Below are 15,330 nucleotides of genomic sequence, written 5' to 3'. Positions count from 1 at the left end.
GACTATTCGACGCGCAGGTCGTTGGTGACATCGCCGGTCTTGCCGGAGCCGCCGAACTCGGCCGCATAGGTCGGGTTCAGCGCCTGCGACAGGGCCGAATAGGGCAGGGTGATGTAATAGGCACCCTCGACATACGGACCGACGGCATAGGCATCCAGAAGGAAAGTCAGGCCCGTGGCCTTCTTGTCGGTGTCACCCTTGGCCAGCGCGATCTGCAAGTCCTTCAGCGCCGGACAGGTCCAGGTCCCGCTGTTGGCGACAGGCTCCGCACCAGGACGCTTCGTCTTGGCTTCGTTGACGGCATCGCACAGGGCGCGTTCGATCTGGGCGCGGTTGGCGTCCTTGGCGAACAAGTCCTCGGCGGTCAGGCGTTTGTTCTCGGCCTTGTCCCATAGAACGGCGCTGGCCACAGTGTTGGGGTGCGCCCCGCCGCTATAGTCAAAGTCGCTGCGGATCATGCTGAACAGGCGGCCTGTCTCGACCGGCTCTCCATAGGCGATGATCTTTTCGTAGGGCGGGAAGTCGCTGCCGCCGAACTCGCTGCGATCGGCCTGTGCGCCCTCAGCATAGTCCTTCAGGGCACCGACTTCCTGATCGTACAGCGCCTTGTACAGGGTCGGGAAGCTGCGAACAGCTTCGGGCAGGGTCAGCGCGATCTTGGCGTAGGGCGTGGCGCTTTCATACTTCAGCGGACCCTCGGCCTGAGCCACGGCGGCAGCCTTGTCCTCGACCTTCTCGCCACGGTTACAGGCACCGAGGCTGAGCGCGATGGCGCTGCTGACCAGAAGAAGACGCAGGCTGCGCGAAGTGATCGTCATGACTTACCCCGAAAATGCGGACTAAAGGTGCAGTCCAGACAACGCGATGGCGGCCAGAAGGATCAACCCCGCCTCACGGTTTGACTTGAACAAACGTAACGCCAGATGACCATTTTCCGGTTGAAGACGCCAGACCTGCCAAGCGAAGTGCGCGGCGTAGGCGCACAGGCCCACCCAAAACAGAGGGCCCAGTCCGGCCAGATATCCGGCCAATCCGGCCATCAGTGTCGCGAGCACATAAAAGCCAGCCACGCCCTGTTTGACCTTGGTTCCCAGACGGCGGGCCGAGGATTTGACGCCTGCCATCACATCGTCCTCGATATCCTGCAGGGCGTAGATGGTGTCATAGCCCAGCGTCCAGAACAGGCCGCCGATATAGAGCGCCAGCGCCGCAGGGCTGACAAAACCGGCCATGGCCAGCGGCGCCACCACACTGGCTCCGGCAAAGCCCAGCAAGGCCCCCCAGTTAAAGGTCAGGCCCAGCCATGCCTGCGGCCACCATGTGATGCGCTTCATAAACGGATAGGCGGCCACCAGAAACAGGCTGAGGAAGCCCAGCAGCACCGCCATCAGATTCATGGTCAGCAGAATGCACAGGCTGACCAGACAGATGCCGATGACAAAGGCGGCGGCCTGTTTGGGGGAAATCTGGCCTGACGGAATGGGACGAGAGGCTGTGCGTGCGACCTGTGCGTCAAAGTCGCGGTCGACGATGTCGTTCACCGCGCAGCCTGCGCCGCGCATCAGGGCGGCACCGACCGCAAAGCCAAGGATCAGCCACGCCTCATACCAGCCAAAACCGCGACCGGTCTGGAGCAGCGCCAGCACAATCCCCTGCCAGCCCGGCAGCAGCAGCAGCCATGTCCCGATCGGGCGGTCGAACCGTCCCAGCTTCAGCCAGGGCTTCAGCTTTTGCGGGGCATGGCGATCAACCCAGTTATCGGAGGCGGCATCAGGCAGGGGCGCGGTGGTCATGCCCCGTCATAGACGAGGACGGGGCATGGAGGCCAGCCGTGCCGGATCGGGAGATCAGGCGGCGGGCGCGGCCTTGCCGGTTTCGGCACTGATCTGGCGCAGAGCGTTCTCGAACACCTCGGCCGGTTGACCACCCGAGATCAGATACTGCTCATTGACCACTACGGCCGGAACCGAGGTGATGCCGCGCGACTGCCACAGCTGCTCGGCGGCGCGCACCTCGCGGGCATAACGGCCCGACGCCAGCACCTCGCCCGCCTCGGCGCGGTCAAAGCCGACGCTCTCGGCGGCTTGGGTCAGCACTCCGGCATCCGACACGTTCTGACCGTGGGTGAAGTGGGCGGTGAACAACGCCTTCTTCAGCTCCGGTTGCTTTTCCGGAGCCGTCTCATGCGCCCAGTACAGCAGGCGGTGCGCATCAAAGGTGTTCCACATGCGTGACTGGTCGGTCATGCGCACGTCAAATCCGACCTCGGCGGCGCGCTGGCGGATCATTTCGCGGTTGGCGGCAGACTGTTCCGGCGTGGAGCCATATTTCTGGCCGATGTGCTCCACGATGTTCTGGCCTTCGGCGGGCATCTGGGGGTTCAGCTCGAACGGCTGGAAGGTGATGTCGGCCTTGATCCCCTCGGGGGCCAGCTTGTCCAGCGCCTTGGTCAGCCCGCCCAGACCCACCACGCACCATGGGCACATGACGTCGGACACAAAGTCGATTTTCAGAGGAGTCAGGTCAGCCATGGCGCACGCCTTTTAGAAACAGTCAGTGTTGCATTAGCATATGGGTGCGGCCATTCGAGCCGCAAGACGTGCCGACCTATTTGCTGGCTCCTGACGATCAGCGCTCGCGCGACGTCCACTCATGGCTGAGGATGGCGTAGACAAACTCGTCGCCCCAGATTCCGCTAAAGCGGTCATTCTGTAGGAAGTGTGCCTCGCGGCGCAGCTTGAGACGCTCGACCACGCCAATGGAGCCTGTGTTGGCAGTGTCCAGTCGGGCAAAGATGCGGTGCAGGCCCAGATGTCGAAAGCCATAATCAATGATGGCTTTGGTGGCCTCTGTGGCAAAGCCCTTGCCCGCATAGGTGGGATCGAAAATATAGCCGACCTCGCCTTGCAGGGCGTTTTCATTGGCAAATTTCAGCAGGACCTCACCCACCACCTGCCCGCCATCCTTGGTGACGACCGCCAGTTTGAAAACATCGCCTTCCTTGGCGAACACCGGACGGATGACCGCGGTGTACTGACGCTGAAGCGTTTCGCGATCGGGCGGCGAGGCGTACAGATAGCGATAGACATCGGTGCGCACGTGGTAGGCCGCATAGGCAGGGAAATCTTCGGGCGCAAAGGGCCTAAGGACCAATCGGTCGGTTTCGATAATCGGGTCGCGAAAAACACTGTCGGCCATAGCCCTAGCGTCCCACTTATATTTAAAGTTGCAAGTGACAGGTGGTCGCGCAAAGGCGGTTGCCGCCTGATTTAGCGGCTGTTCGCGAAACTGTGATGACCGGACAGTGTCTTTTAAACGCGTAAGCCCGTCACCGGAGGGGGGAAGGTGACGGGCTTTAACGCGTACAAGTTGGGGGGCGGCCCGGTTTCTCAGTCGGGGGGCGTGTTGACCGGGCCGCCGTGAGTTGCCGGATTGGGGGGTGGGGGAAATCCGGCAAGCTCACCCATCAAAACTGCCACCGGTGATGAAGGTTCCCGCCGTTCCGTTTTTGAAACGTGAGTTTTTTCTGACAGCCCTCAGCCCTATGTCGAAGGGGGCAAGCTTTAGGTTGCAACCGGCGCTGTCACAGAGCAGTGAAGGGGTGTGAAGAAGACTCTTATCATTGACTGCGACCCCGGGGTGGATGACGCCACGGGACTCCTTCTGGCCCTTGCCGCCCCTGATCTGGAGGTGCTGGCCGTGACCACGGTAGGCGGCAATGTGCCTGCGGCGCAGACAGCCCGCAACGCGTGCATCCTGCGCCAGATTGCCGGACGCGAAGACGTGCCGGTGTTCATGGGGGCCGCACAGCCGCTGCGCCGCGCCCCTGCCGGTGCCGGAGAATTTCACGGGGCCGAAGGCCTGGGCGATCTGGCTCCGGTCGAGACGCGCCAGTCGTACGAGACTGAAACGGCCTCTGAGGCTTTGATCCGTCTGATCCATAGCCGCGAGCCCAAGACGGTCACTCTGGTGGTCATGGGGCCGATGACCAATGTGGCGCTGGCGCTGCGTCAGGATCCTTCGCTGGCCGACCGTATTCAACAGATCATCGCCATGGGCGGTGCCCGCAGCGAAGGCGGCAACATCACCGCCAGCGCCGAGTTCAACATCTGGGCCGACCCTGACGCCGCGCACGAAGTGCTGTCGACGTCCGTGCCGGTGGTCCTGCTGGGTCTGGATGCTACCCATCAGGTGCGCGCCACCGAGGAGCGCATCGCCGCCATCGAAACTATCGACAGCGATCCGGCCCGCACGGTGGCGGCCATGCTGCGCTTTTCCCAGAGGGTGGAGCGCACCATTGTCGGCTGGGATGCCGCGCCGCTGCACGACCCGTGCACTATCGCCTATCTGATGCGCCCCGAACTGTTCGAGGTCTGTCCCGCCCATATCCGGATCGAGACCGAAAGCGATCTGACGCGCGGCCATACCGCCGTGGAGTTCCGCGTTGCAGCTGACAGCGCCCCTCACCTGTGGGCGACCAAGGCCGACGCCGAAGGCGTGTTCGATCTGATCACTCGCACCTTGTCTGATGGAGCCGTAAAATGAGGATCACTGTCGTCGGATCCATCAATCTGGACTATGTCGCCACCGCCAAATCCCTGCCCAAGGCGGGCGAGACGGTGACCGGTGCCACCCTGGCGCGTCATCCGGGCGGCAAGGGTGCCAATCAGGCACTGGCTGCGCGCAAGCTGGGGGCCGAGGTCTGCATGATCGGCCGCGTGGGCGATGATGAAATGGCGCTGCCCGCCACGGCCTTGCTGGATGCCTGCGGGGTAGACCTCAACGGCGTTGTGACCGATGCGGATGCGCCAACAGGTGTGGCCCTGATCTCGGTCGATGCGGAAGGCGAAAATCAGATCACTGTGGCCGCCGGTGCCAACCACAATGTTCTGCCTGAACAGCTGCCGTCGCGCATCGAGATGCCGCTGATCGTGCAGCTGGAACTGCCGATCGAGACCGTGGAGGCCGCTGTCGGGCGCGCGACCGAGTTTGTTTGCGTCAATCTGGCCCCCGCCGCGCCGGTGTCAGAGGCCATGCTGCGTCGTGCCGACCTGATTGTGGTCAACGAAACCGAGGCGGCCTTCTACGGCGATGCCCTGCATCACGGCGGCGGTCGCGTGGTGGTGACCAAGGGGGCGCGTGGTGCCGCCATGTATCAGCGCGGCGTGGAAATGGCGTGGTCCAACCCGCCGCAGGTCACGGCCACCGATGCCGTCGGCGCGGGCGATGCCTTCGTCGGTGCCATCACAGTGGCCTTGCTGGAAGGCATGGAGCCGCAAGCCGCGCTCAGCTTTGCCTGTGCGGCAGGGGCTCTGGCCTGTTCACGGGCAGGGGCCCAGCCGTCATTGGGCAGCCGCGAAGAGGTCGAGGCCCTGCTGGAGACGCTGGGTTAAAAGCGGATGATCTGGCGTACGGCCATGCCGTCTGCCAGCGCATCAAACGCCGGATTGATCTGATCCAGCGTCAGCGTGCCCGACAGCAGGCGATCCACCGGCAGCCGCCCGTCTTTGAACAGGCGGATGAAGCGGGGGATGTCGCGGCTGGGCACGCAGGTGCCGATATAGGAGCCCTTCAAGGTACGCTCCTCGGCAACCAGCGAGACGATATTGACCGCCAGCGCCGCCTCGGGCGGGGGCAGGCCCGCCGTCACCGTGGTGCCGCCACGGCGTGTCATCTTCCATGCCGCTTCCAGCGCGCGGGCCGATCCGGCCATTTCAAAGGCAAAGTCCGCCCCGCCACCGGTCAGGGCCTTCACCTGCTCTATGGCATCGGGATCGGCGGCGTTGATGGTGTGAACGGCCCCCAGCGTAGCCGCCAGCGCCAGCTTGTCGGGGTTCAGGTCCACGGCAATGACCGGACTGGCCCCGCAGGCCAGCGCCCCCAGCACGGCGGCCAGGCCCACACCGCCCAGACCGATCACTACGGCGGATTGTCCGGCCTTGAGCCCTGCCGTATTCACCACCGCGCCCACGCCTGTCAGCACGGCGCAACCGAACAGGGCGGCGTGCTCGAACGGCAAATCCTTGTCGATCTTTATAAGAGAGCGGCGTGAAACCACGGCCCGCGTGGCAAAGGCCGAACAGCCCAGATGGTGGTGCAAAGCCTCGCCATCCTCGCACATAAAAGCGCGGCGACCGCTTAAGAGACGCCCCTCGCCATTGGCGGCGGCTCCATTCTCGCAAAGGGCAGGGCGGCCCTCGGCGCAGGGCACGCAGTGACCGCAGGACGGCATGAAGACCATGACCACATGATCGCCGACCTCCAAATCCGTCACATCCTCGCCGATGGCCTCGACCACGCCCGCGGCTTCATGGCCCAGTGCCATGGGCATGGGGCGGGGGCGATCACCATTGATGACCGACAGATCGGAATGGCACAGACCCGCCGCCTTGATGCCTACCCGCACCTCGCCGCGCCCGGGCTCATCCAGTGTCACCTCGCGGATCGTCAAAGGACGGCTGTCCGCATAGGGGGTCTGGCTCCCCATCTGGGTCAGTACAGCGGCACGGGCAGTTACAGCCATGGTCAGCTCCGGTCTTTTGCGGCACGGTAGGACGCAAAGGGAGCCGTCGCCAAGGGGGATAGCGTTGCTATGGCAGAAAACAGACGGGGCGTTCGCGCCGATTACCGACAGTTTGTCACCGTCACGACGCGATGGGCCGACAATGACATCTATGGCCACATCAACAATGCGGCCTACTACGGCTACATCGACTCAGCGGTGAACCAGCTGCTGATCGGCGAGGGCCTTCTGGATCCGGCGACGTCGGATAAAATTTTTTTGGTGATCGAATCCGGCTGCCGATATCACGCCGCGGCGCATTATCCGGACGTGATCCATGCCGGTATCCGCGTCGCCCATCTGGGCAACAGCAGTGTCAAATACGAGGTGGGTCTGTTCCGGAACGCGGAAGACCAGGCCGTGGCCGAGGGCCATTTCGTCCATGTGATGGTGGGGCGGGAAGACAGGCGACCCGCCCCCATCACCGGAGCCTTCAGAACGTTTCTGGAAACGCTGAAAGCCCGTTAAACCGGCAATCAGTCGCGGTAGCCGCGGGTCAGCGCCATGATGCCGACGGCCGTCAGAGCCCCCAGCGCAAAGGCGGCCACAACCGATCCCGTCGCCGCAGCGGTGGAAACCGTGACAGGGCGGCGCGCATAGCGTTCGACAATCTCGGTCGCTTTCGGATCGCGCAGGCCTTCGTCGTAAGCCTCGTCCAGATAGGTGTCGTCAACAGCGACCATGTTCGTCCTCCAAACTGTGCTGCACTTTAAATTCCCGGTGCTTTCGGGTTGTTCCCTGTGGTGACAGAGAAAGCCCCATCCGGTAAAGGGCGCCCCTTAGCATATTCGACTTCTGGCGAGCGACACCATGGCCGGCCACTCAAAATTCAAAAATATCATGCACCGTAAGGGGCGCGCCGATAAGCTACGCGCCAAGCTGTTCTCGCGTCTGTCGCGGGAAATTACGGTGGCTGCCAAGTCGGGCATGCCCGACCCGGCAATGAACCCGCGTCTGCGTCTGGCGGTGAACAACGCCAAGGCGGAGTCGATGCCCAAGGAAAACATCGAACGCGCCATCAAGAAGGCTCAGGGCGGCGAAGTCGATGCGATGGAAGAAATCCGCTACGAGGGCCGTGGCCCGGGCGGTGTCCAGATCGTGGTCGACGTGCTGACCGACAATCGTAACCGTGCAGCCTCCAACGTCCGTACGGCCTTCTCCAAGAACGGCGGCGCGCTGGGTGAGGCCGGTTCGGTCACCTTCATGTGGGACCGCGTGGGCAAGATCCACTATCCCGCCGAAGCCGGTACCGAAGATGCCGTCATGGAAGCCGCCATCGAGGCCGGCGCCATGGACGTGGAAAGCGATCTGGTGAAGCCGGACATCTATGAAGACGCTCCGGGTCACACCATCTGGACCGCCTTTGAAGACCTGAACGATGTGGCAGAGGCCATGTCGAAGGTTCTGGGTGATCCGAAGTCCACCGCTATTGTCTGGAAGCCACAGTCGGAAGTCCAACTGTCGGGTGAACAGGTCGGAACCCTGTTTAAATTGCTCGACGCACTGGACGCCGAGGACGATGTCCAGCAGGTGTACTCCAACGAAGACATCTCGGACGAAGACGCGGCGAAGTACGCGGGCTAAGTTCGAGTTGGGGCTGGAAAAGGGCGGCGCCGTTATGGCGACGCCCTTTTTCTATGGCCGCAACCGGCGACCTATCTGAACCGTTTCAGACGCTCTGCCCGTAGAGACGGAAATGGAACGTCATTTCTGCGTTAGGACAATGAGCTTGGCGTTGGGAAGGACGTGCGGATGCTGCCGTGGGATGAAGTGGTTTGGCCTCTGATCGGGGCATTGATTGCGGGCGGCCTGATCGGTCTGGAGCGCGAATGGCGCGGGCGTCCCGCAGGATTTCGCACCCATATTCTGGTCAGCCTGTCGTCGTGCCTTTTGATGCTGGCCGCCCTGCATCAGACGCACTGGGCCTTCGACGACCTGCCCTCCGATAATATCATGACCGACCCCACCCGTATGGCGCACGGGGTGCTGACAGGGATCGGTTTTCTTTGCGCGGGCGTGATCTTTCGTCAGGGCTTTTCGGTGCACGGACTGACCACGGCCGCATCTTTGTGGATGACGGCGGCGCTGGGCCTTTTGTTCGGGGCGGGCCTGATCGGCCTGGCGGCCATTGGCACGGGCGTGACGGTCGTGATTCTGGTGGCGCTGAAACTGGTCAGCGCGCGGGTGCCTTCGGTGGTGGCGGCCAGCGTCGACGTCAGTTGGAAACGTCAGGACCTGACCACAGCGCAGGAGGTAGCGGCTCTGATCCGCATCGCCGATGCCAAGGCCTTTGCCGCCCGTCAGGGGTTGAGCGATGACGGCTCCCTAGTGTGCCGCTATTGGCGCATCAAGGTGCGCCAGCGCCATCATCTGGATGAGATGGCGGAAGGTCTGGCGGGTCTGGAGGGCGTGCACAGTTTCCGCATCGAAGCCGACGACGACTAGGCCCGTCGCTCTACATGCAAAAGGCGATGGCCTGTTCCAGCCATAGCGCCAACCCCTGACGCTGCCACAGAGCCAATCCCCCCAGTACCAGCACGCCTGCGGCCACGCCCAGCAACACGGGGATGGTGCGTTCGGGCTTGGTGGGCTGTTCAGTCATGCGGTGACGGCTTTCAGCGGCGGCGGGGTCTGGCGGATCGGTAGGTTGGCGGCACTGGCGACAAAGGCCAGCGCGATCGAGATATACCACACCCACTGATAGGACTGGGTGGCATCAAAGATCAGCCCGCCCAGCCACGCGCCCAGAAACGCGCCGACCTGATGGCCGAAGAAGACCAAACCGGTCAGTGCCGACAGGTTCCGCAGCCCGTAAATCTGCGCCACCAACCCGTTGGTCAGCGGCACGGTGCCCAGCCACAAAAAGCCGAACGCGGCGGTAAAGGCCAGCGCACTGAACGCCGTCAGCGGGGTCAGCAAGAAAATGATGATCGCCACGCCGCGCAAGGCGTAAAGAGCCGCCAGCAGGTGTTTCTTGGAGTATTTGCCGCCCCACGCACCCCAAATCCACGACCCCAGAATGTTGAACAGGCCGATCAGCGCCAGCCCGGTGGCCCCGACGCTGGAGGGCAGGCCCTGATCCTGCACAAAGGCCGGGAAGTGGATGCCGACAAAGGCCACGTGAAAACCGCATACAAAATAGCCGCCGAACAGCAGCCACCAGCTATGGTCTGAGCAGGCCTGTTTCAGCGCCGCCCCCAGCGGCAAGCCCTCGGGCCGAGGAGCCACCGCCGCGCCGCGTTTGTTCATCAGGCCAAAGGCCAGCGGCACGATCAACAAAAGCATGACGGCCATGGCGTGCAGGCTGTTCTCCCAGCCGATGCCATCGATTAACGCCTGTGCCATGGGCACCACGAAGAACTGGCCCAGTGATCCGCCCGCCGTGATGATGCCAAAAGCCAGCGTGCGTTTGTGCGGCGGCACGATCTTGCCGACCGCGCCCATGGTCACCACAAAGGTCACGCCGGACATGGCCATGCCGACCATGGCACCGAAACCCAGTCCGATGCCCAGCGCGCTGCTGGACAGGGCCGTCACCACCATCCCTGCCGCATAAAGCGCCGTCCCGATAAACAGCACCCGGGCCGCGCCGTATTTGTCGGCATAGGCCCCGACAAAGGGCTGTACTGCGCCGAACAGCAGGTTCTGCAACGCCAGCACAAAGCCGAAGGTCTGGCGGCTGATGCCCAGCTCCATCACCATTGGCGTCTGGTACAGGCCGAACGACTGCCGCACGCCCATGGCCAGAGTCACGATGGCGGCGCTGGCCGCGATCATGATCCATGCGCGGCGATCCAGAGGCAGGGCGGCAGGGGAGGCGGACATCACGTTACTCCACGACCCGAACCGGCCGCGCATACGAAATCAAAACGCGGCCATGCAGACCACAGCCCTGCTGGCTGCGCAATCTCCGGTCGATGAAATCTGTCCGGCAGAAAGGTCTTCGGTCATTGTCTGCTAACCCTCTTTGGGGCATGACGGGAACAGATGACGAACGAAACCATCAGAATCGTCGGGATCGATCCCGGATTGCGCAAGACCGGCTGGGGGGTAATCGCCGCCGATGGCTCGCGCCTGCGCTGGATCGCGCACGGGGTTATCGCGCCTGATGATACCCTGCCATTCTCGGAGCGTCTGCTGGCGCTGATGAACGGTATCCACGCCATCTGCCACGACTATCAGGTCGACGAGGCGGCGGTCGAAGAGGTGTTCGTCAACGTAAACCCCGCCTCGACCCTGAAACTGGGACAGGCGCGCGGGGCCGTCATTCTGGGCGCGGCGACCTATGGTCTTCCGGTGGGGGAATATCCCGCCAACCTGATCAAGAAGGTTGTGGTAGGTGCGGGCCACGCCGACAAAAACCAGATTGCCTATATGGTGGCGCGGTTGCTGCCGACCTCCAAAGGGGCCAAGGCCGATGCCGCCGATGCGCTGGCCGTCGCCATTACCCACGCACAGCTTCGCAAGCGTGCGCTGCTTGAATCTCTTGTTAAAGGTGTCGCGTGATCGGTCGTTTGAAAGGCACTGTTGCCGAGGTCGAACTGGACCACTGCATCATCGACTGCGGTGGTGTGGGCTATGTGGCGACCTGCGGATCGCGCACCCTGTCGCGCTTGGCCCCCAATGCCGAGGCGACCGTCTATATCCATTCGCAATGGTCCGAAGACCAAGGCCCGCGCCTGTACGGTTTCTTCAGCCGTGACGAGCGCAAGGCCTTTACGACGCTTCTGGCTATTCAGGGCGTGGGTCCCAAGGCGGCGCTGGCGGTACTGGATGTGCTGCCGCCGTCCGAACTGGCCAATGCGGTGGCGCGAGAAGACAAGGCCGCCGTGGCCCGTGCCAATGGCGTAGGGCCGAAGCTGGCCCTGCGTATCGTGACCGAGCTGAAGGGCAAGCCGCTGGGCGATACCACCTTTACCCCTGCAGGCGGTGGTGTTCACACCGATGCGCCTGTGGTGGCACCGGTACCATCGATTACGGGCGAGGCCGTGGCCGCGCTTCTGGGTCTGGGCATTGCCGAGGTGAATGCCCGCCGTGCTGTCGAAGTGGCGCTGGAGGCCAAGGGCGAGGAGGCGGGGCTTTCCGCCATCATCCGCGCTGCGCTTCAGGAACTGGGTAAATGAGCGAACGCATCCTGAGCGGTGAGGCGATGGCGGGTGAGGCGTTCGACCGCGCCCTACGTCCGCAAACGCTGTCGGAATTTGTCGGCCAGCCCAAGGCCAAGGACAATCTGTCGATCTTCATCGAGGCCGCTAAAAAGCGTCAGGAAGCGATGGACCACGTGCTGCTGTTTGGCCCTCCGGGGCTGGGCAAGACGACGCTGGCGCAGATCGTGGCGCGTGAACTGGGCGTGGGTTTTCGCGCCACCTCAGGCCCTATTCTGGGCAAGCCGGGTGACCTTGCGGCCATCCTGACCAATCTCGAACCACGCGATGTGCTGTTCATCGACGAAATCCATCGTATGTCGCCTCAGGTCGAGGAAGTCCTCTATCCGGCGATGGAAGACCATGTGCTGGACCTGATCATCGGCGAAGGGCCATCCGCCCGCTCGGTGCGCATCGATCTGGCCCCGTTTACGCTGGTGGGCGCCACGACCCGTGCGGGTCTTCTGGCCACGCCCTTGCGCGACCGTTTCGGTATTCCGCTACGCCTTGAGTTCTACACGCCCGAAGAACTGACCATGGTGGTGCGCGGCACCGCTCGCAAAATGGGCGCGGAGATCGACGCCGAGGGGGCCTATGAGATCGCCGCTCGCTCGCGTGGCACGCCGCGTATCGCGGGCCGCCTTCTGCGCCGCGTACGCGATTTTGCCGATGCGGCGGGTGCTCCGATCATCAACCGTCTGGTCGCCGCCCAATCACTGGCGCGTCTGGAAGTCGATGAGGCGGGTCTGGACAGCAATGACCGCCGCTTCCTGAAAGCGCTGATCGAAAACTACGGCGGTGGTCCTGTCGGCATGGACACCCTCGCCGCCGCCATCGCCGAAGCCCGCGACGCCGTCGAGGACGTAATCGAACCCTATCTGCTGCAACAAGGCTTCATCATGCGCACCCCGCGCGGCCGCATGGCCTGCGCCCGCGCCTATGAACATCTGGGGCTGAGCGCACCGCCACCGCCCCCGACGGCACCGGATTTGTTCGGGAAGTAGCCCCCTCCACCACTTCGTGGTCCCCCTCCCCCGCAAGCAGGGGAGGAGTGCTGTAGCCAGCGTTGCGTTTCAATTATCCTCCCTTGCGAAGCGGGGGAGGTGGCGCGGTGCGCAGCGCCGTGACGGAGGGGGCAATATGCGGGCCGCAAAGTCCACTATGCAGAGAGCGAAAGTTCTTCGTCGCAATCTGACACCGCCGGAAGCGGCCCTATGGCTTCGGCTGCGAAAACGTCAGCCGGGGGTGCCCGCTTTCCGCCGACAGCACCCGCTCGGATCATACATCCTTGACTTCTACTGTGCTCAAGTGCGCCTAGCTGTCGAGGTCGATGGGTTGATACATTCCACTGCTGATCATCCTCAACGTGATGAGAGGCGAGACAGTTGGCTTGCCAGCCAAGGCATTACCGTCCTGCGCATTCCGGCATCGGACGTTGCTCAAGACGCGGACGAAGCCGCCAATATCGTTTGGACCACAGCTGTTAATCTGGTGCGGAGGGTTCAACCGGATGCCGTGACGGGCTAGACCTCACCCATGACCGATCTCCCCACCGCTGGCCGATTTGACGGCAAGGATCACCTGCTGCCCGTGCGTGTCTATTACGAGGACACCGATTTCACGGGCGTGGTCTATCACGCCAACTATGTGCGCTATTTCGAGCGGGGGCGTTCGGACTTCCTGCGGGCGGCGGGGATTGGCCATACCGATTTGCTGGAAAGCGATGATCCGCTGGCCTTTGTCGTCAGTGAGCTGAACATCAAATACGTCCGCCCTGCCAAGATCGACGACGCCCTGATTGTGCGCACCCGCTACGAGGTGGTGAAGGGTGTGCGCATGCTCATCAAACAGACCATCGAGCGTGACGGCGAAGTGCTGTGCCGCGCCGATGTTGTCGCCGCCTGCATTCACATGGATGGCCGCCCGCGCCGTCCCAGCAAGCTTTTGATGCAGAAGGTGGAACCTTGGCTTTCAGGTTTGTCGGAACCGGAAAGCACTCGATAACGATTATGTCAGAGAAAGGGGCGTGACGGACGCCCCTGTCACGGCTAGATCGCCGTTTTCTGCCATGAATTCGCCACGCCTTCACAGTTTCAAAGGTATGGCCTTTCCGTATCGCACCAAGGATTGTTGAATGACGCCCCCCGCCGATGCCTCCCTGCTGAATCCCGTCGAGCTGTTCATGGCCGCCGACTGGGTGGTCAAAACGGTCATGGTGGGGTTGGTCGTCGCGTCGGTCTGGTCGTGGACGATCATCATTGGCAAGGTCGCCAGCTATACCAAGATGAACCGCAGTGCGACCGAGTTCGAACAACTGGTCGAGAGTGGACGCTCGCTGGAAGAGGCCGCTGCTGCCGCCGGACCTCAGCCGGCAGACCCGCTGCCGCGTATGCTGCAAATCACCCTGCAAGACTGGAAAGAAGCCCGCCAGCGCGGCCCGCTGACCGACAGCCAGGGGCAGGCCCTGATCGGCCGTATCGACCGCGCGCTGGATTCGGTCATCGCCCGCGAGAGCCAGAAGATTGAAAACGGTCTGGGCGTGCTGTCGGTGGTGGCCACCGCCTCGCCGTTCATCGGCCTGTTCGGCACGGTGTGGGGCATCATGAACGCCTTTGACCGCATCGCCGCCATGGGCAACACCAATCTGACCACCGTGGCACCGGCCATTGCCGAGGCCCTGTTCGCCACCGCCATCGGTCTCGCCGCCGCCATTCCGGCCTATATGGCCTTCAACGCCTTCTCGGTGTCGGCAGGCAAATACACTGCCCGTCTGGAAGCCTTTGCCGATGATCTGCAAGCGGCTCTGGCACGTCGTCTGGCCGGTCCGGCCACCCCGCCGCCGCCTCCTCCGCCGCCTTCGGACAGCCTGAACCTGCGTCGGGGCAGCTAAACATGGGTATGGGTGCAGGTGGTTCGGGCGCAGGCGCAGGGCGCGGTCGTCGCCGTGCGCGCAAGCGCCCGCTGAGCGAAATCAACGTCACCCCTCTGGTCGACGTGATGCTGGTGCTGCTGATCATCTTCATGATCTCGGCCCCAATGATGACGGTGGGCGTTCCGGTAGAACTGCCCAAGACCGAGGCCAGCGCGGTCGAGGTCAACGAGAAGCCCGTTACCGTCTCCATCAAGGATGACGGCAGCATCTATGTGGGCGAGGGCGAAGTCAGCTGGGACCAGTTGCCGATCCGCGTGGCCGAGGACGCTGGCGAGAACGCCCGCGAAAAGGCCATCTTCATCCGGGCCGATGGCCGCGCCCCCTATCAGGCGGTGGCCCGCGTGATGGCGCGTCTGTCGTCGGAAGGCTTCACCAAGCTGAACCTGATCACCGACACCATCGGCCAAGAGGCGGGGGCATAAGGCCGTGAGAAAGCCCTCCCCGGCACTCATCGGTTCGATTGCCCTGCATGGCGGCGTTGCGGCGCTGGCCCTGATCGGCTGGACAGCGGCCAAGAACGAGCCGCCGCGCCCGCTGATTAACTCCGTGCCGGTGACGATTGTCTCGGAGATGGTGATTGAGGCTGCCGCGCCCGATAATCCGCAGCCCGAGCCCAGCCCCGAGGACGGGGCCACCGCGCCGGTCGAAACCACGACCGTGCCGCCGGAACCTGCGCCCCCGACGCCGACGCC

At 63.3% G+C, this 15,330-nt stretch carries 20 protein-coding genes and 1 pseudogene; 13 read left to right on the top strand and 8 right to left on the bottom strand.

The genetic code is table 11. The annotated features are described in order from the left end of the window. Positions 1-2: 2 nt before the first annotated feature. From B3B04_RS02090 to B3B04_RS02075, 4 genes are all read right to left on the bottom strand, one after another. Positions 3-818 (bottom strand): DUF3298 and DUF4163 domain-containing protein, encoded by an 816-nt coding sequence (locus B3B04_RS02090; RefSeq protein WP_292039369.1) that lies wholly within the window; start codon positions 816-818, stop codon positions 3-5. Between the two features lie 21 nt (positions 819-839). Next, entirely contained in the window at positions 840-1,793 is a 954-nt protein-coding gene (gene ubiA / locus B3B04_RS02085) for a 4-hydroxybenzoate octaprenyltransferase (protein WP_292039368.1), read from the bottom strand. 54 nt (positions 1,794-1,847) lie between these two features. Beyond that, positions 1,848-2,531 carry a DsbA family oxidoreductase gene (locus B3B04_RS02080; RefSeq protein WP_292039366.1) on the bottom strand — a complete coding sequence of 228 codons (684 nt, stop codon included), beginning with the start codon at positions 2,529-2,531 and terminating at the stop codon, positions 1,848-1,850. A 97-nt stretch (positions 2,532-2,628) separates the two neighbouring features. Next, the gene (locus B3B04_RS02075; RefSeq protein ID WP_292039365.1) at positions 2,629-3,198 is read right to left on the bottom strand and encodes a GNAT family N-acetyltransferase; all 570 of its coding nucleotides are present in this window, start codon (positions 3,196-3,198) and stop codon (positions 2,629-2,631) included. 405 nt (positions 3,199-3,603) lie between these two features. Between B3B04_RS02075 and B3B04_RS02070 the strand changes: the two genes are divergently transcribed. After that, the gene (locus tag B3B04_RS02070) at positions 3,604-4,545 is read left to right on the top strand and encodes a nucleoside hydrolase (protein ID WP_292039362.1); all 942 of its coding nucleotides are present in this window, start codon (positions 3,604-3,606) and stop codon (positions 4,543-4,545) included. Next, positions 4,542-5,393: a ribokinase gene (locus B3B04_RS02065; RefSeq protein WP_292039360.1), complete on the top strand. Its 852-nt coding sequence runs from the start codon at positions 4,542-4,544 to the stop codon at positions 5,391-5,393. Before B3B04_RS02070 ends, B3B04_RS02065 begins: the two co-directional genes overlap by 4 nt. Here B3B04_RS02065 and B3B04_RS02060 read toward each other — a convergent pair. Further along, positions 5,390-6,523, bottom strand: a complete 1,134-nt coding sequence (locus B3B04_RS02060) for a zinc-dependent alcohol dehydrogenase family protein (RefSeq protein ID WP_292039358.1) — start codon at positions 6,521-6,523, stop codon at positions 5,390-5,392. The genes B3B04_RS02065 and B3B04_RS02060 overlap by 4 nt on opposite strands. 69 nt (positions 6,524-6,592) lie before the next feature. Between B3B04_RS02060 and B3B04_RS02055 the strand changes: the two genes are divergently transcribed. Then, a complete protein-coding gene (locus B3B04_RS02055) occupies positions 6,593-7,030 on the top strand; it encodes an acyl-CoA thioesterase (protein WP_292039356.1) in 438 nt (145 codons plus the stop codon). Between the two features lie 8 nt (positions 7,031-7,038). Here the strand turns inward: B3B04_RS02055 and B3B04_RS02050 are convergent, their stop codons facing one another. Continuing rightward, entirely contained in the window at positions 7,039-7,245 is a 207-nt protein-coding gene (locus tag B3B04_RS02050; protein WP_292039354.1) for a hypothetical protein, read from the bottom strand. Between the two features lie 127 nt (positions 7,246-7,372). Between B3B04_RS02050 and B3B04_RS02045 the strand changes: the two genes are divergently transcribed. Both B3B04_RS02045 and B3B04_RS02040 read left to right on the top strand, forming a co-directional pair. Further along, positions 7,373-8,146 (top strand): YebC/PmpR family DNA-binding transcriptional regulator, encoded by a 774-nt coding sequence (locus B3B04_RS02045; protein ID WP_292039352.1) that lies wholly within the window; start codon positions 7,373-7,375, stop codon positions 8,144-8,146. A gap of 168 nt (positions 8,147-8,314) precedes the next feature. Next, on the top strand, positions 8,315-9,007 hold the full coding sequence (locus B3B04_RS02040) for an MgtC/SapB family protein (RefSeq protein WP_292039350.1): 693 nt from the start codon (positions 8,315-8,317) through the stop codon (positions 9,005-9,007). Positions 9,008-9,017: 10 nt separating this feature from the next. On the opposite strand, the gene B3B04_RS02035 is transcribed toward B3B04_RS02040, so the two are convergent. Together B3B04_RS02035 and B3B04_RS02030 are read right to left on the bottom strand one after the other, a co-directional pair. Next, complete coding sequence (locus B3B04_RS02035; protein ID WP_292039348.1) at positions 9,018-9,164, bottom strand: hypothetical protein; 147 nt, start codon at positions 9,162-9,164, stop codon at positions 9,018-9,020. After that, the gene (locus B3B04_RS02030; protein ID WP_292039346.1) at positions 9,161-10,387 is read right to left on the bottom strand and encodes an MFS transporter; all 1,227 of its coding nucleotides are present in this window, start codon (positions 10,385-10,387) and stop codon (positions 9,161-9,163) included. Before B3B04_RS02030 ends, B3B04_RS02035 begins: the two co-directional genes overlap by 4 nt. A gap of 162 nt (positions 10,388-10,549) precedes the next feature. Between B3B04_RS02030 and ruvC the strand changes: the two genes are divergently transcribed. From ruvC to B3B04_RS01990, 8 genes and pseudogenes are all read left to right on the top strand, one after another. Further along, the gene (gene ruvC, locus B3B04_RS02025; RefSeq protein WP_292039344.1) at positions 10,550-11,068 is read left to right on the top strand and encodes a crossover junction endodeoxyribonuclease RuvC; all 519 of its coding nucleotides are present in this window, start codon (positions 10,550-10,552) and stop codon (positions 11,066-11,068) included. Beyond that, positions 11,065-11,685, top strand: a complete 621-nt coding sequence (gene ruvA, locus B3B04_RS02020) for a Holliday junction branch migration protein RuvA (protein ID WP_292039343.1) — start codon at positions 11,065-11,067, stop codon at positions 11,683-11,685. The genes ruvC and ruvA overlap by 4 nt, the downstream gene beginning before the upstream one ends. Beyond that, entirely contained in the window at positions 11,682-12,710 is a 1,029-nt protein-coding gene (gene ruvB, locus B3B04_RS02015) for a Holliday junction branch migration DNA helicase RuvB (protein WP_292039341.1), read from the top strand. The genes ruvA and ruvB overlap by 4 nt, the downstream gene beginning before the upstream one ends. A gap of 136 nt (positions 12,711-12,846) precedes the next feature. Further along, positions 12,847-13,233 carry an endonuclease domain-containing protein gene (locus tag B3B04_RS02010; RefSeq protein WP_349679358.1) on the top strand — a complete coding sequence of 129 codons (387 nt, stop codon included), beginning with the start codon at positions 12,847-12,849 and terminating at the stop codon, positions 13,231-13,233. A 9-nt stretch (positions 13,234-13,242) separates the two neighbouring features. Continuing rightward, on the top strand, positions 13,243-13,710 hold the full coding sequence (gene ybgC, locus B3B04_RS02005; RefSeq protein WP_292039340.1) for a tol-pal system-associated acyl-CoA thioesterase: 468 nt from the start codon (positions 13,243-13,245) through the stop codon (positions 13,708-13,710). A gap of 130 nt (positions 13,711-13,840) precedes the next feature. After that, positions 13,841-14,596, top strand: coding sequence for a protein TolQ (gene tolQ / locus B3B04_RS02000; RefSeq protein ID WP_292039337.1), 756 nt, complete (start codon positions 13,841-13,843; stop codon positions 14,594-14,596). Between the two features lie 2 nt (positions 14,597-14,598). Further along, complete coding sequence (tolR, locus tag B3B04_RS01995) at positions 14,599-15,060, top strand: protein TolR (protein WP_292039335.1); 462 nt, start codon at positions 14,599-14,601, stop codon at positions 15,058-15,060. Positions 15,061-15,064: 4 nt separating this feature from the next. Next, a pseudogene (locus B3B04_RS01990) lies at positions 15,065-15,330 on the top strand (energy transducer TonB); the annotation flags it as partial.

The sequence above is a fragment of the Brevundimonas sp. UBA5713 genome (genome assembly GCF_002419815.1).
GTDB lineage: Bacteria > Pseudomonadota > Alphaproteobacteria > Caulobacterales > Caulobacteraceae > Brevundimonas.
Note: the sequence above shows the minus strand (reverse complement) of the source record. Positions and strands in the feature narration are given on the sequence as shown.